Consider the following 14,281-nt stretch of genomic DNA (forward strand, 5'->3'; position numbering starts at 1 on the left):
GCGATGATCACGTCGGTGCTGGTGGCTAATCGCGGGGAGATCGCGCGGCGGGTGTTCCGGACTGCGCGGGCACTCGGGGTGGAGTGTGTGGCGGTGCACTCGACGGCGGATGCTGCTGCGCCGTACGTCGCTGAGGCGGATGCGGCGGTGCATCTGCCCGGTACTGCGCCAGGTGACACCTATTTGCGTGGTGAGCTGGTGATCGAGGCGGCGCTGAAGGCTGGGGCGGACGCTGTGCATCCTGGCTACGGGTTCTTGTCCGAGAACGCCGGGTTTGCGGCGGCGGTGATCGACGCGGGACTGACCTGGATCGGGCCGCCGGTCGAGGCGATCTCGTCGATGGGGTCGAAGATCGAGGCGAAGAAGCTGATGGCGGCGGCCGGGGTGCCGGTGCTGGCCGAGTTGACGCCGGCCGAGGTGAGCGCTGCCGATCTGCCGGTACTGGTGAAGGCGTCGGCGGGTGGCGGCGGGCGTGGGATGCGGGTCGTGCGGCGGCTGGAGGATCTCTCGACGGAGATCGATGCTGCATCTGCCGAGGCTTTGTCCGCCTTTGGCGATGGGACCGTCTTCTGCGAGCCGTACCTCGCTACTGGCCGGCATATCGAAGTACAGGTGCTGGCGGATCAGCACGGGACCGTTTGGGCTGTCGGCGAGCGGGAGTGCTCGATTCAGCGGCGGCACCAGAAGGTGGTGGAGGAGGCTCCTTCGCCTTTGGTGGAACGGGTTTCGGGGATGCGGGCGCGGTTGTTCGAGGCGGCGCGGAAGGCGGCTGAGGCGATCGGGTACGTCGGGGCGGGGACGGTTGAGTTCCTGGCTGATGAGGAGGGTGGCTTCTACTTCCTCGAGATGAACACGCGACTGCAGGTGGAGCACCCGGTCACGGAGTCGACTACTGGGTTGGATTTGGTGGCGCTGCAGTTCGCGATTGCTTCTGGCGAGGCGCTACCTGCTGAGCCGCCGGCTGCTGTTGGTCACTCGATCGAGGTGCGGCTGTACGCCGAGGACCCGGCCAAGGATTGGCAACCCCAGACGGGCACGCTTCATCGCTTTGTACTTCCTGGAGCTGCCTTTGGCCCAGGGGGATCACGAGAAGGCATGCCATGGCTGAGGGTCGACTCAGGAGTGGTCAGCGGTTCGGTGGTTTCGCCGTTCTACGACGCGATGTTGGCCAAGGTGATCGTGTGGGGTGCTACCCGGGAGCAGGCTGCTGCGCGGTTGGCTGCTGAGTTGCAGCAGGCTGAGATCCACGGGGTGCAGACCAACCGGGACTTGTTGGTGTGGATTCTCAGGCATCCCGCGTTTCTCGCGGGTGACACCGACACCTCGTTCTTCGACCAGCACGGGATCGGGGAGCCGGTCGATGAGGCCAAGGAGCGGTTGGCGGCGATCGTGGCCGCGCTTGCGGATGCTGCTCGGCGGCGGGAGGGCGCGAAGGTACAGCGTGGTCTGCCTGGTGGGTGGCGGAATCTGGCTTCGCAGGGGCAGCGGAAGAGTTATCGGGTTGGCGAGACGCAGTACGACGTCGACTATCGGGTGACCCGCGATGGGGTGGTGGTCGACGGTGCCGAGGTGGTCGCGGCCAGTGCCGAGCGGGTGGTGCTGGAAGTCGACGGGGTGCGGCGGGCGTACCAGGTCGCTGCTTATCCCGGGCTGGTTTGCGTGGGGTCTGTGGCGCTGACGCCGGTGGAGCGGTTTTCGGATCCTTCGGAGCAGTTGGTGGCTGGGTCTTTGGTGGCGCCGATGCCGGGGACTGTGGTCCGGGTCGGGGTGGAGGTTGGGGACAAGGTGACCGCGGGGCAGGGGTTGCTGTGGTTGGAGGCGATGAAGATGGAGCACACCATCTCCGCGCCCGCCGACGGGATTCTGGTGGAGCTTGCCGTCGCCGCCGGCCAGCAGGTCGAAGTGGGCGCCGTACTGGCCGTAGTACAAGTGGAGGAGAACGCATGAGCTTCGTCGAGTCCGAGGAACGCCGCGCACTACGGTCGGCGGTGAGCGAGCTGGGCAAGAAGTACGGCTACGCGTACTTCAACGAGCGGGCACGGTCCGGCGGGCAGACGACCGAGCTGTGGCAGGAGGCGGGCAAGCTCGGCTATCTCGGGGTGAACCTGCCCGAGGAGTACGGCGGCGGTGGCGGCGGGATGGGTGACCTGTCGATCGTGCTGGAGGAGCTCGGCGCGGCCGGGTGCCCGTTGCTGATGATGGTCGTGTCGCCGGCGATCTGCGGCACGGTGATCACGCGGTTCGGCTCCGACGGGCAGAAGCAGCAGTGGCTGCCGTCGCTGGCCGACGGGACGACCACGATGGCGTTTGCGATCACCGAGCCTGACGCGGGTTCCAATTCGCACGGGATCACCACGACGGCCCGGCGTACCGGCGACGGCTGGTCGTTGACCGGGCGGAAGGTCTACATCTCCGGCCTCGACGTCGCGCGCGCCGTGCTCGTGGTCGGCCGGACCGAGGACGCGAAGACGGGCAGGCTCAAGCCCGCGCTGTTCATCGTGCCGACCGATGCTCCGGGGGTGGAGTTCCGGCAGATCGAGATGGACCTGATCAGCCCGGACAAGCAGTTCTCGCTCTTCCTCGACGACGTCCAACTGCCCGCCGAGGCGCTCGTCGGCTCCGAGGACGCGGGCCTGATGCAACTGTTCGCCGGGCTCAACCCGGAGCGGATCATGGCGTCGGCGTTCGCGATCGGGATCGGCCGGCACGCGCTCGGCAAGGCCGTCGCCTACGTCAAGGAGCGGCAGGTCTGGAAGGTGCCGATCGGCGCCCACCAGGGCATCGCGCACCCGCTCGCGCAGAACAAGATCGAGCTCGAGCTCGCCCGGTTGATGATGCAGAAGGCCGCCGCCCTGTACGACGCCGGCGACGACCTCGGTGCGGGCGAGGCGGCGAACATGGCCAAGTACGCCGCCGGTGAGGCGACCGTGCGGGCTGCCGACCAGGCGGTCCAGTCCCTCGGCGGCAACGGGATGACCGTCGAGTACGGCGTGGCGTCGCTGGTCGCGGCCGCGCGGGCCAGCCGGATCGCGCCGGTCAGCCGGGAGATGATCCTCAACTTCGTTGCGCAGCACAGTTTGGGCCTACCGAAGTCGTACTGATTGCGTCATCGTTCCTCCAACCATCGACGTGCAGAGAGGACCCCGCCCGTGGTCATTCAGAGTGAGTACCCACCAGTCGAGATCCTGGACGTGCCGATCCACGACGCGGTGCTGGGTCGCGCCCAGGAGTACGGCGACCGGATCGCGCTGGTGGACGGCGTCAGCGGGCGGGAGATCAGCTACGCCCAGCTGGACGGGATGAGCCGGCGGATCGCGGCCGGCTTCGCCGAACTGGGCGTCGTGCACGGGGACACGATCGCGTTGCACAGCCCGAACACGATCCTCTATCCGGCGGTGTTCTACGGCGCAACGCGTGCGGGTGCCACGGTGACGACCGTCAACGCGCTCTACACGGCGGGCGAGCTGCACAAGCAACTGGTGGACTCGAAGGCGAAATTGCTGGTGACAATTTCGCTCTTCCTGCCGGTGGCGACCGAAGCGGTGAAGGGGACAGACGTCCAGGAGATCCTCGTCTGCGACCAGGCCGAGGGGTACCGGTCGGTGCTGGAGTTGCTGGCGTCGACCGGGCCGGAGCCGGTGGTGGAAATCGACCCGGTGAACGACGTCGCGGTACTTCCGTACTCGAGCGGGACGACGGGCGCGGCCAAGGGCGTGATGCTGACCCATCGCAACATCGGCACGAACCTCAGCCAGGCCGAAGCGACCTTCTCCCTCGGCGAGGGCGAGCGGATCATCGCGATCCTGCCGTTCTTCCACATCTACGGGCTGAGCGTGCTGATGAACCTGCCGTTCCGGCTCGGCGCGACCGTGGTGGTGCTGCCGAAGTTCGACCTGCAGCAGTTCCTGACCGTGCTGGACGAGCAGAAGATCACCCGCGCCTTCGTCGCGCCGCCGATCGTGCTGGCGTTGGCGAAGCACCCGGCGGTCGACGGCGTGGACCTGTCCGCGCTGAAGTACGTGACCTCCGCGGCGGCGCCGCTCGACGGTGACCTGGCCGCAGCCTGCGCCAAGCGGCTCGGGCTGCACGCGATCCTGCAGTGTTATGGCATGACCGAGCTGTCGCCGGGGACGCACGCCGTACCGCAGGACGATCTGGATCCCCCTGCCGGTGCCGTGGGCAAGCTGTTCCCGTCCACCGAGATGCGGCTGGTCGGTGCCGATGGCAACGATGCGGACGAGGGCGAGATCTGGATCCGTGGGCCGCAGGTGATGAAGGGGTATCTCGGCCGGCCCGCGGAGACGGACGCCACCATCGACCTGGACGGCTGGCTGCACACCGGCGACATCGGCCGGGTCGACGACCGCGGCTATCTGTACATCGTGGATCGGCTCAAGGAACTGATCAAGTACCACGGGTACCAGGTGCCGCCGGCCGAATTGGAGGCCGTCCTGCTGACCGACACCCGGATCGCGGATGCCGCCGTGATCGGGGTCCAGTCCGAGGGCAACGAGGTGCCGAAGGCGTTCGTGGTGCGGATGCCCGGCATCGAGCTGACCGAGGCCGACGTGATCGAGTACGTCGCGGAGCGGGTCGCGCCATACAAGAAGGTCCGGCAGGTGGAGTTCATCGACGCCGTCCCGAAGGCCGCTTCGGGCAAGATTCTGCGGCGCGAGCTGAGAGCACGGGAGGCTGCGCGTGAGTGAGACCCTGGCCGGGCGGACGATGATCATGTCCGGCGGCAGTCGCGGGATCGGCCTGGCGATCGCGCTGCGGGCGGCCCGCGACGGCGCGAACGTGGCGCTGCTGGCGAAGACCGCCGAGCCGCATCCGCAACTGCCGGGCACGATCTACACGGCCGCCGCGGAGATCGAGGCGGCCGGTGGGCACGCGCTGCCGATCGTCGGCGACGTGCGCTCGGACGAGTCGGTGGCCGAGGCAGTCCGCCGTACCGCGGAGGAGTTCGGCGGGATCGACATCGTGCTGAACAACGCGTCGGCGATCGACCTGACGCCGACGGCGGAGATCGCGATAAAGCGGTACGACCTGATGCAGGACGTCAACGCGCGCGGGACGTTCCTGCTGTCGAAGCTGTGCATCCCGTGGCTGCGCAAGTCGGCGGCCGAGGACCATCAGGCGCACATCCTCACGCTGTCGCCGCCGTTGAACCTGGATCCGCGCTGGGCCGGTGCGCATCTGGCGTACACGATGGCGAAGTACGGGATGAGCCTGACCACGCTCGGGCTGGCCGAGGAGCTCAGGGCCGACGGCATCTCGGTGAACTCGCTCTGGACGCGGACGCTGATCGCGACGGCCGCCGTGCAGAACCTGCTGGGCGGGCCGGAGGCGATCTCGCGGTCGCGGTCGCCGGAGATCGTGGCCGATGCGGCGTACGTCGTACTGACCGGGCGGCGGACCGGGGAGTTCCTGATCGATGACGAGGTGCTCGCCGGCGCCGGGGTGACCGACTTCTCGCAGTACCGGCTGGCGGCGTCGGAAGAGGATCTGGCGCAGGACATCTTCCTGGACTCGTTGTGAGCGAGGTGCTGCGCGAGCCGCAGCAGGATCGGAGCCGGGCGACCCGGCAGAAGCTCCTGGAGGCTGCGCTCGAGTCCTTGTCGCAGGTGGGCTATGCGGCGACCACTGTCGCGGTGGTGGCGGCCCGGGCGGGTGTCTCGCGTGGGGCGGCGCAGCATCACTTCCCGACGCGGGCGGATCTGTTTGCGGCTGCAGTGGAGTACATGACCGAGGTGCGGCTGGCTGAGATCCGCCAGCAGGCTGTCGGACTGCCCAGTGGCAAGGGGCGGACCGAGGCGATCGTCGGGATGCTCGCTGACGTCTACACGGGTCCGCTGTTCCGTGCAGCGCTGCACCTGTGGGTGGCGGCGTCTACTGAGGAGCCACTGCGGCAACAGATCGTGCGGCTGGAGGCGCATGTCGGCCGGCAGGCGCACCGGGCTCTGCTAGAGGTGCTCGAGGTTGAGGAGCGCACACCTGGGGTGCGGGAGACCGTGCAGGGTGTGCTCGACATGGCCCGCGGGCTGGGCCTCGCGGACCTGCTGACTGACGATGCGGCTCGGCGACGCGGCATCGTGCGGCAGTGGTCGCTGATCCTCGACCAGGTACTAGCGGCTGCGCGTTAGGTTGTTGCGGTTGGTCCTCGCGGCTATGCGCTGGTCCACCTTGGCTGCCAGGGCGTCTGGGTCGCACTCGGCCAGGTGATCGCGCACTAGCAGGTGGATGAAGGCGTACTCGCCGCGGCCGGTCTTGGAGACGACGTAGCGCTCGGCTGCGTAGCGGAGGAAGGCACCGCGGCGCCAGGGGAGGTAGCCGCTCCAGCGGAGCAGGAAGCCGTGCAGGCCGCGGGAGAGGCCACCGGCCAAGAAGGGGGCGCGGCGGCGCCAGGCCTTTGAGGCGACGGTTCCGGCGATGATGCCGAGGATTGCCTCGGGTCCGTTCGACCACCACAGGCTGGCTCCGAGGGCGGCCGCGACGAGAGTGCCGGCCAGGGCGCCGGCACCGGTCCACTTGCCCATCCGCCAGCGGTCGTCGGCGTTCTCCTCCTTGCTGTGCGGATAGACCAGGTGGTCCATCGGCAAGGCCTTGACGAAACGGATGCCTTGGGCAACTACCAGGCCGATGGCGCCCCCCGCGACGAAGTCCTGGGGGTGGTCGACGGTGGCGAAGACGAACCAGCTCGCCACGGTCACGCCGAGCAGCCGGACGCTGAGTAGCAGCCGGCGCCGGTTGTTGCCGGAGAGGATGTACTCCAGGCCATAGGACACCCAGACCACGGCGCCTTCGAATGCCAGCCCTATCCACGACGGCAGGCTCTCGGCGATGGTCGTGACGATGAGGACCGACGCCAAGCCGGCCACGGCGCCCAGGCAGACCATGACTGCCAGCAGTTGCCATCGTGGTTGGTCGCTGCCTTGCTGGAGGGTCCACCAGGTGTGCGGCCGCACGTGGACGAGCGCTAGTGCGGTGGCGGCGACAGCGAGACCGGCCGAGACGCCGTACAGGGCTGTGGCGCCTACTGCGGCTCCGGCGGCCAGTCCGGCGAAGAGGCCGGGAAGGCAGACCATGTGGGCCAGGTAGCCGACGGCGGGCAGGATCAGGCCGTACCAGCCGTTGGGTGTCAGGCGACGCGGTACTTCGATGCGGTCGCCGGCTCTGGTGCGGGTCCACCAGGCGAGGCACCAGAGGGAGCGGACGGCTGCGCGGGACTCGAACTGCGGGCTACTGGGTCGGTAGCGGGCAAGGACCTCGGAGATGAAGGTGTCGAACAGTTCTCGTCGGTGGTCGGCCAGTACTCCGCCGGCGATGTCGCGGGCGTCGCGGCCTTGGTAGGCGAGGGCCATGACGTTGAGCATCAGTGGGGAGTTGACCAGGTCCCACAGGTCGCCGTCTCGCTCCATGGCGGCCAGTGCACCGGCCAGCTCGGCACCGCCGGAGGCGAAGTAATCGAGTACCTGTTGCCTGCTGAGTGGGCGGATGCGGACTGCGCCGTACAGCTTGAGGCGGTGCTGGAGTGCCTCGTACTCCTGGATGCGGCAGGTGACGGCTATCTGGCCGACCAGGTAGCGCTGGCCCAGCTCGGCTAGTACCGGGGCGAGCTTCTCTTGGTGGGCTAGGGCTACTTCGTCCAGACCGTCCAGGAGCAGGCCGAGGCGGCCCTTGCTCAGCCAGACTCGACCTACTGCGGCGGGGATCTGGTACCGGTTGGTGAGCTCAGTGAGGAGCCAGCGGATGAAGCCGGCGAGCAGGGGACTGTCGCCTGGCGCGTCCTCCTCTGCTCTCGCCGTGCTCGCCGTCCAGCTGGACAGGTCGACCAGTACCGGGATCGGGCTGTTGGGGTTGCTGCGGGCCTGGGCTGCGAGCGTGCGGGCCAGCTCCAGCAGCAGGGTGGTCTTGCCTGCGCCGGGGGCTCCGAGGATCAGCATGGAGTCCTGGAGGTCGTCGAAGGCCGCGCCGATGTCGGCGTCCTCGCGGACCTCGGTGACGTTGCTGTTGAGCGGCTGGACGAGCAGGTCGTACGGGCGGATCACCGCCTCGGGGCTGACGTCGAGCGCCAGCGCGAGCCGGGTCTGCGAGGCCAGTGAGCCGGCGAACCGGTCGGCGAGATAGCGGTCGACGCGGGCGAGTGCGTTGGGCCGGTTGCGCGGCTGGTCAGCCGAGCGAGCCGACTGCCCGACGGTTCTCCGGCTCCGGTACTGCGCCAGGCCGGTGCCGATCGCGACCAGCCAGAGCACCCCGATGACCGGCCAGGTCCACCCGACGTACGGCTCGAGAAACTCCGGCGCGGTGCCCCCGGTCCCCACGTTGATCGCGATCGGCAACAGCACCAGCGTCAACGAGATCGTCAGCACGAGCACGACAACCCTGACCATCCCGTGCATCCTCACCCACGGAGAGTACCCAGCAACCAGCCCCACCGCCCCTGGTACCGGAGCGTCCAGCCCGTGATCCTGGCCTACGGGAATCGATGTCCCGTCACGTAAGTTGCCTTTGTCATGACTACTGAGCGGATCGACCGGGCGAGCGTGGGGTTGCGGTCCGAGCGGGGACCGATCCTGCTCGCGGTGATGCTGAGTGTCGGGCTGGTGGCGATCGACGCGACCATCCTGGCGACGGCGGTGCCTTCGGTGGTCGAGGATCTGGGTGGGTTCACCCAGTTCCCGTGGCTGTTCTCGATCTATCTGCTGGCCCAGGCCGTCTCCGTACCGATCTACGGCAAGCTCGCGGATCTGCGCGGCCGCAAACCGCTGATGCTGTTCGGGATCCTGCTCTTCGTGCTCGGCTCGGTCCTCTGCGGGTTCGCCTGGAGCATGCCGGCGCTGATCGCGTTCCGGCTGATCCAGGGGCTCGGCGCCGGCGCGATCCAGCCGATCGCGATGACGATCGTCGGTGACATCTACTCGGTCGCCGAGCGCGCCAAGGTGCAGGGCTACATCGCGAGCGTCTGGGGGATCGCCTCGTTCGTCGGCCCGACCCTCGGCGGCATCTTCTCCGACTACATCTCCTGGCGCTGGATCTTCTTCGTCAACGTGCCGCTCGGTCTCGCCGCCGGAGTGGTCTTCTACCGCCGCTTCAAAGAGAACGTCGTCCAGACCACCCGCCACCAGATCGACTACGCCGGCACCATCCTGCTCGCGGTCGGCGGCTCGCTGCTGCTGCTCGGCCTGCTCGAAGGCGGCGTGATGTGGTCCTGGGACTCCGTCACCAGCATCGCGATCCTCGCCGTCGCCGTCCTGCTGCTGGCCGTCTTCGGGTTCGTCGAGCGCCGCGCGGCCGAGCCGATCCTGCCGTTGTGGGTGCTCAACCACCGCGTGCTGAACTCCGCCAACGCATCGGCCCTGCTGGTCGGCGTACTGATGATCGGCCTGTCGACCTACGTACCGCTCTACGCGCAGGGCGTGCTCGGAACGTCCGCTCTGGTGGCCGGCTTCGCGCTCGCGGCGATGACGCTGGGCTGGCCGATCGCGGCGTCGCTCGCGGGCCGGATCTACCTGAGGCTCGGCTTCCGCACGACGATGGTGATCGGCTCGGTCTTCGTGGTGATCGGCGCCGGCCTGCTGCTCACGGTCAAGCCGACGAGCTCGGTCGGCTACCTCGCCTTCGCCTGCTTCGTGATCGGCATCGGCCTCGGCTTCTCCGCGTCTCCCGCCGTCGTGGCCGCGCAGTCGTCGGTCGACTGGAAGAGCCGTGGCGTGGTGACCGGCGCCAACATGTTCGCCCGCTCGGTCGGCAGCGCGGTCGGCGTCGCCATCTTCGGCGCGGTCGCCAACGCGATGGTCGCCAGCCGCCTCGGCAACAGCCACGAGGACCTGGGGAACCTCCCCGGCGAGGTCCTCGCCCCCGCCATCCACGACGTGTACTACGGCGCCGCAGCGGCCGCGGTACTCCTCGTCGTCGCAGTGATGTTCATGCCCAACCGCGTCACGGAGATGCCCCGGGGTTAACTCGTCAGGGCGAGCAACTGGTCGCGGCCGGTGACGCCGGTCTTGCGGTACGTCGAGCGCAGGTGGTCGTTCACGGTGAGGACGGACAAGTCGAGCCTGCGGGCGATCTGCTTGGCCGCAAGACCGTCGGCGACGAGGTCCAGCACCTCGGACTCGCGCACGGACAGCCCGGACCAGGCCGCGAACGCCGGTAGCACCTGCCGGACGCTGGCCGGCTGGATGACGACAGTGACCTCCACCGGCCCCGCTAGAGACCGGGTACCGCTGATCACCAACCAGTGACCGTCGTTGGTGCGTACCCGACACAGTGGGCTCGGTCGGCCGGCGCGAGCGGCTTGAGCCACCTCGTGCACCACCCTGCTCACGTCGTCGAAGTTCAAGCCGTCAGACCTGAGATACCCCAGCCAGGTCCTGGCTTCAGGGCTCACTGAGAGAAACTCGCCGTCTCGGCCGACCAGGACAATCCCGGCCGCACCAGGCACCGGCTCTCCTCCGGTACGGCGTACCTGGTGCCGGCGAACCGCAGTACAGAGTGGCTTGGCCAGCTCGGTCGCCACCTCGGCATCGGCGTCGGTGAACGGGTGCCGTCGCTCGTCGCGGAACAAGGACAGTGCACCCCAGTACCGGCCGCCGTCGACCAGGACGAGCCGGAGCTCGGACATGAACCCCTGCGGGCGGAGTATCTCGTGCAGTCGCGGGCTGTGCGGCTCCGGAGCCGCCCGGAAGGCGAGCACGCCGACGTGACCGGGCCGCCGGAACAACTCGGTGTAGCGGTTGAAGTCCTGCTCGACCGTCTCGTTCAGGATCAGCCGCCGGGTCGCGACCTGCAGGCCGTTCTCGGCGTACATCGCGCAACGCAGCTGGGTGATCGGGTCGACGGCGAACAGGTAGTAGCCATCGAACCCGACCGCGCTGTTCACCGACCGCATCACCTCTTCGGCGAACGGGAGTCCCGGCAGCGCCGCAGGCACGGTCTCTGCGATCAGTTGCCGGGCAGCGCGAACGGTAGCCCCCATCTGGCCATCGTGACACCCAGACGGCATCCCGAGAAGTAGGGAGTGTGGGCAAGGCCTGCTGGCGCTGACACTTCGAGGAGTCGAAGGGGGCACTCATGAACACCAGACTGACCCGACGTGAAGTCGGGCGACTGACACTGATTCCGCTGGCAGCATTCGCGGGGCTGTCCGTGCCATCAGTGGCACAGGCGACAGCACCCGGCAGGAACGGCCGGCTCGTCTATGCGGCGGAGACCAGCGCCGGTCTCCAGCTCTTCACCGTCCGCCCGGACGGCAGCGGAGTACGGCAACTCACCCGGGTCGACGGGGACGCCGCTCATCCGGACTGGTCGCGCGACGGCCACCGGCTGGTCTTCGAGTTCGGCGGCGAAACCCACGCGGGCGTCTTCCTGATCAACCGCGACGGGTCCGGTCTGCGGGATCTGACGCCGATCGGGTTCCAGGGCAATCCGGCGTTCACCGCCGATGGCCGGCACGTCGTGTTCGACTCCGAATCGGGCAACGTCGAGATCATCCGGACCGACGGCACCGGCCGGCGAACGCTGACGCACAATCCGTTCCCGGGGGTCGGGTACGACACCGACGCCAATGTCTCACCGGACGGCCGGTTCATCAGTTTCGTCCGGATCAGGGTGCCCGAGAAGGAACAGGCGTTGTTCTCGATACGGGTCGACGGGAGCCGGCTGCGCCAACTGACGCCGTACTCGCTGGATGTCGGGATCAAGCACGACTGGGCGCCGGATGGCTCCCGGATCGCGATCATCGCCAACGCCGATCGCCAGCCGGCCGGGACCTCGGCGAACGTGGCGACCATCCGGCCGGACGGCTCGGGGCTGCGGATGCTCACCAACCACCGCGGCGGCGAGATCAACGCGCTCACCGGCTCGTACTCACCGGACGGCTGCTGGATCGCCTACCGGCTCGAGGACCACGGCAAGTTCTCGCTGATGAAGCTACCCGCCAACGGTCACGGCCACCCGAAGCGCATCCTCTCGCTGCCAGTCGCACCGCGGTTCATCGACTGGGGCGTGGGCTAGGCACCGCGGGACTCTGCCACCCGGCGGAGCCAGTAGCGGAACCAGGATGGGCCGTAGGGGATGTAGACGCGGGTGGGGATGTCCCGGGTGCGCAGGTCGTCCAGTACGTCGGGGCGGACGCCTAGTAGGTGCTCGACAGGGGTAGGGCCGACTGAGAGCAGTACTGCCTCGCGTAGGCGGCCGTCGTGGGTGGCGAGGGACCACCTGCCGCCACTGGCCGCCAACTGGTGAGCCAGGCGGAGGTACGCGATGTCTGTGGGCTCGCCGTACGGGTGAGCGCCGACTGGTTCGACGTACGCACCCTTGACGAGCCGGACCTGTACGCCGGCCGCGGTCAGCGCATCGATGTCGCCAGGGGAGCGGTGGAGGTTCGCCTGGACGGTGGCGCCGATGCGATCCGCGAGACCGCGACTCGCGACCTCCAGGACGCACTGCCGGATGCTGTCGGTCCGGGCGGTGTCCTCGGCGCCGATCTGGAGCAGTCTGCCGGGCGGGAGTGCCGCGGCGATCCTGGCGACTAGGTCGGCGGCACCGGCGGGATCGACGTCCAGTGCGAGATGCGAGAGGTCCAGCGACAACCAGACGTCGGCGGGCGGCTCCGGGAGGAGGTCGGCCAGCTCTAAGTACTCGTCGACTACCCGGGCGGCGTCTGCGGGGTCAGTGGACATCTCACCGAACAGGTCGACGCTGATGCCGTGGCCCTTGGCGACCTGGGCCGCTGCCACCTGCAGCGCCTCGTCGCGGGTCCGGCCGGCGACATACCGGGAGGCTGCCCGCCAGGCGTTCTCCTCCCCGCCGGGGAGCCCCTTCACCAGTTGCTCGAGTCGCTCGTTGGTCGCCAGCTTGAACAGAACCGCCCGATCCGCACGCATACCCGCCAGTCTGCCAGCGGCTCGTCATCGGATGGTGGTCGGCGCGTGGTGTGCGGGGAGGCCGACGCGAACCGGGAGGTGGATGGGCCCGCGGATGGTGCGCGAGTTGCGTCGGCGGGTCGGGCCGGCGCGCCGCAGCGTTGGCATGCATTCCGCGAGTGTCTGCAGAGCGATGGTGGCTTCGAGTTGGGCGAGTGGCTGGCCGACGCAGTAGTGGATGCCGCTGGAGAAGGCGAGGTGGTCGGCGGTGTGTGTTTGCGGGTGATATCGAACCGGTCCGGATCGGCGTACACCTGCGGGTCGCGGTTGGCCGCGCCGATCAGCGTCACCACGAACTCCCCCTCCCGGACTGGCTTGCCCGCCAGTTCGAGCGACTGCAGCGCGAATCGGCCGGTGCGTTGGACGGGCGGATCGAACCGTAGGGTCTCCTCGACGGCCTTGGGCGCCATGGTTGCCGGATCGGCGCGGAGCGCATCCCATTGATCGGGGTGGTCGAGCAGGGCGTTGACCGCGTTGCCGATCAGGTTGACGGTCGTCTCGAAGCCTGCGACCAGCAGCAGTACGCACATCGGCACCATCTCCGCGGGTTGCACCTGGTCGCCTTCCGCGGCGACCAGACGGGAGACGATGTCGTCGGCGGGTTCGCGCCTCCGCAGCGCGAACAGGTCGGTGAACAGCGCGCTCAACTCGGCGTCGGCCTTCTGCAGCCGGGCTGCGTGGGACAGCGACTGGACCCCGTCGAGCGCGCCGCCGATGACGCCGCCGTACCGGGCGAAGTTCTCCGCATCCGGGTCCGGGATGCCGAGCAGGTTGGTGATGACCGCGATCGGCAGCGGCGCGGCCAGCGCGCTGACGAGATCGAAGCTCCCGGCCGCGGCGGCGCGGTCCAGCAGTTGGCTGACCGTGGCTTCGATCCGCGGCCGGTATCCGGCCATCTGTTTCGGGCTGAACGCCGGTTGGGCGAGCCGGCGCAGCCGGGTGTGATCAGGCGGGTTCAGGTCGAGGAACGACAGGTCGAGGTCGTCGGAGGGCGTTTCGCCGATCGGGTTGCCGGCCGGGCGGACGCCGAAGCGCCGGTCGCGGAGTACCTGGTCGCAGACGGGATGGCTGGTGGTCACCCAGTTGCCCAATCGGGTGCGGGTCACTGTGCCGTCGCGACGCAGCCGCTCGTAGATGCGGTACGGGTTGTCGCGGCCGGGCCGCAACTGCAGCAGCGCCATCGGATCATCCAGGGCGTAGCCCGCCCACAGAGTGTTGATGCGTTGTCGGTAAAGGCCCGAGGCGAACGACAGAGTCTGGCCGAGTTGAGGCATTTGCGGTCCTCCTCGCGAGACGGGATCAACCTGGGGGTCCACCCAGAACAGCAGCCCGGCGCCAGCCGCCGGGCTGCTGCC

The 14,281-nt window shown here is 68.6% G+C and carries 11 protein-coding genes; 7 read left to right on the forward strand and 4 right to left on the reverse strand.

Annotation, left to right across the window (positions count from 1 at the left end):
• Positions 1-3: 3 nt before the first annotated feature.
• Genes G3I17_RS16365 through G3I17_RS16385 form a run of 5 tightly spaced genes read left to right on the forward strand, consistent with a single transcriptional unit; the run spans position 4 to position 6,143 of the window.
• Positions 4-1,947 carry a biotin carboxylase N-terminal domain-containing protein gene (locus tag G3I17_RS16365; RefSeq protein WP_164596995.1) on the forward strand — a complete coding sequence of 648 codons (1,944 nt, stop codon included), beginning with the start codon at positions 4-6 and terminating at the stop codon, positions 1,945-1,947.
• Positions 1,944-3,101, forward strand: coding sequence for an acyl-CoA dehydrogenase family protein (locus tag G3I17_RS16370; protein ID WP_164596996.1), 1,158 nt, complete (start codon positions 1,944-1,946; stop codon positions 3,099-3,101). Before G3I17_RS16365 ends, G3I17_RS16370 begins: the two co-directional genes overlap by 4 nt.
• Before the next feature lie 48 nt (positions 3,102-3,149).
• On the forward strand, positions 3,150-4,706 hold the full coding sequence (locus G3I17_RS16375) for an AMP-binding protein (protein ID WP_164596997.1): 1,557 nt from the start codon (positions 3,150-3,152) through the stop codon (positions 4,704-4,706).
• Positions 4,699-5,538, forward strand: coding sequence for an NAD(P)-dependent oxidoreductase (locus tag G3I17_RS16380; RefSeq protein WP_343238329.1), 840 nt, complete (start codon positions 4,699-4,701; stop codon positions 5,536-5,538). Before G3I17_RS16375 ends, G3I17_RS16380 begins: the two co-directional genes overlap by 8 nt.
• On the forward strand, positions 5,535-6,143 hold the full coding sequence (locus tag G3I17_RS16385) for a TetR/AcrR family transcriptional regulator (RefSeq protein WP_343238330.1): 609 nt from the start codon (positions 5,535-5,537) through the stop codon (positions 6,141-6,143). Before G3I17_RS16380 ends, G3I17_RS16385 begins: the two co-directional genes overlap by 4 nt.
• Here the strand turns inward: G3I17_RS16385 and G3I17_RS16390 are convergent.
• Complete coding sequence (locus G3I17_RS16390; protein ID WP_164596998.1) at positions 6,126-8,390, reverse strand: NACHT domain-containing protein; 2,265 nt, start codon at positions 8,388-8,390, stop codon at positions 6,126-6,128. The genes G3I17_RS16385 and G3I17_RS16390 overlap by 18 nt on opposite strands.
• A gap of 123 nt (positions 8,391-8,513) precedes the next feature.
• Between G3I17_RS16390 and G3I17_RS16395 the strand changes: the two genes are divergently transcribed.
• Positions 8,514-9,962 (forward strand): MDR family MFS transporter, encoded by a 1,449-nt coding sequence (locus tag G3I17_RS16395; RefSeq protein WP_164596999.1) that lies wholly within the window; start codon positions 8,514-8,516, stop codon positions 9,960-9,962.
• On the opposite strand, the gene G3I17_RS16400 is transcribed toward G3I17_RS16395, so the two are convergent.
• Complete coding sequence (locus G3I17_RS16400; RefSeq protein WP_164597000.1) at positions 9,959-10,978, reverse strand: LuxR C-terminal-related transcriptional regulator; 1,020 nt, start codon at positions 10,976-10,978, stop codon at positions 9,959-9,961. The two genes, G3I17_RS16395 and G3I17_RS16400, sit on opposite strands and share 4 nt — an antisense overlap.
• A gap of 95 nt (positions 10,979-11,073) precedes the next feature.
• Here G3I17_RS16400 and G3I17_RS16405 point away from each other — a divergent pair, with 95 nt between their 5' ends.
• Positions 11,074-12,015: a hypothetical protein gene (locus G3I17_RS16405; RefSeq protein WP_164597001.1), complete on the forward strand. Its 942-nt coding sequence runs from the start codon at positions 11,074-11,076 to the stop codon at positions 12,013-12,015.
• On the opposite strand, the gene G3I17_RS16410 is transcribed toward G3I17_RS16405, so the two are convergent.
• Both G3I17_RS16410 and G3I17_RS16415 read right to left on the reverse strand, forming a co-directional pair.
• The gene (locus G3I17_RS16410) at positions 12,012-12,887 is read right to left on the reverse strand and encodes a proline dehydrogenase family protein (protein ID WP_164597002.1); all 876 of its coding nucleotides are present in this window, start codon (positions 12,885-12,887) and stop codon (positions 12,012-12,014) included. The genes G3I17_RS16405 and G3I17_RS16410 overlap by 4 nt on opposite strands.
• Positions 12,824-14,200 (reverse strand): cytochrome P450, encoded by a 1,377-nt coding sequence (locus G3I17_RS16415; RefSeq protein WP_203590299.1) that lies wholly within the window; start codon positions 14,198-14,200, stop codon positions 12,824-12,826. Before G3I17_RS16415 ends, G3I17_RS16410 begins: the two co-directional genes overlap by 64 nt.
• Between the last annotated feature and the right edge of the window lie 81 nt (positions 14,201-14,281).

The sequence above is a fragment of the Streptomyces sp. SID13031 genome, from assembly GCF_010548305.1.
GTDB lineage: Bacteria > Actinomycetota > Actinomycetes > Propionibacteriales > Kribbellaceae > Kribbella.

Bases quoted from the DNA above. Each gene is read 5' to 3' on its own strand.
- G3I17_RS16405 (WP_164597001.1), top strand. From the start codon at position 11,074: ATGAACACCAGACTGACCCGACGTGAAGTCGGGCGACTGACACTGATT.
- G3I17_RS16370 (WP_164596996.1), top strand. From the start codon at position 1,944: ATGAGCTTCGTCGAGTCCGAGGAACGCCGCGCACTACGGTCGGCGGTG.
- G3I17_RS16415 (WP_203590299.1), bottom strand. From the start codon at position 14,200: ATGCCTCAACTCGGCCAGACTCTGTCGTTCGCCTCGGGCCTTTACCGA.
- G3I17_RS16365 (WP_164596995.1), top strand. From the start codon at position 4: ATGATCACGTCGGTGCTGGTGGCTAATCGCGGGGAGATCGCGCGGCGG.
- G3I17_RS16400 (WP_164597000.1), bottom strand. From the start codon at position 10,978: ATGGGGGCTACCGTTCGCGCTGCCCGGCAACTGATCGCAGAGACCGTG.
- G3I17_RS16410 (WP_164597002.1), bottom strand. From the start codon at position 12,887: ATGCGTGCGGATCGGGCGGTTCTGTTCAAGCTGGCGACCAACGAGCGA.
- G3I17_RS16390 (WP_164596998.1), bottom strand. From the start codon at position 8,390: ATGGTCAGGGTTGTCGTGCTCGTGCTGACGATCTCGTTGACGCTGGTG.
- G3I17_RS16395 (WP_164596999.1), top strand. From the start codon at position 8,514: ATGACTACTGAGCGGATCGACCGGGCGAGCGTGGGGTTGCGGTCCGAG.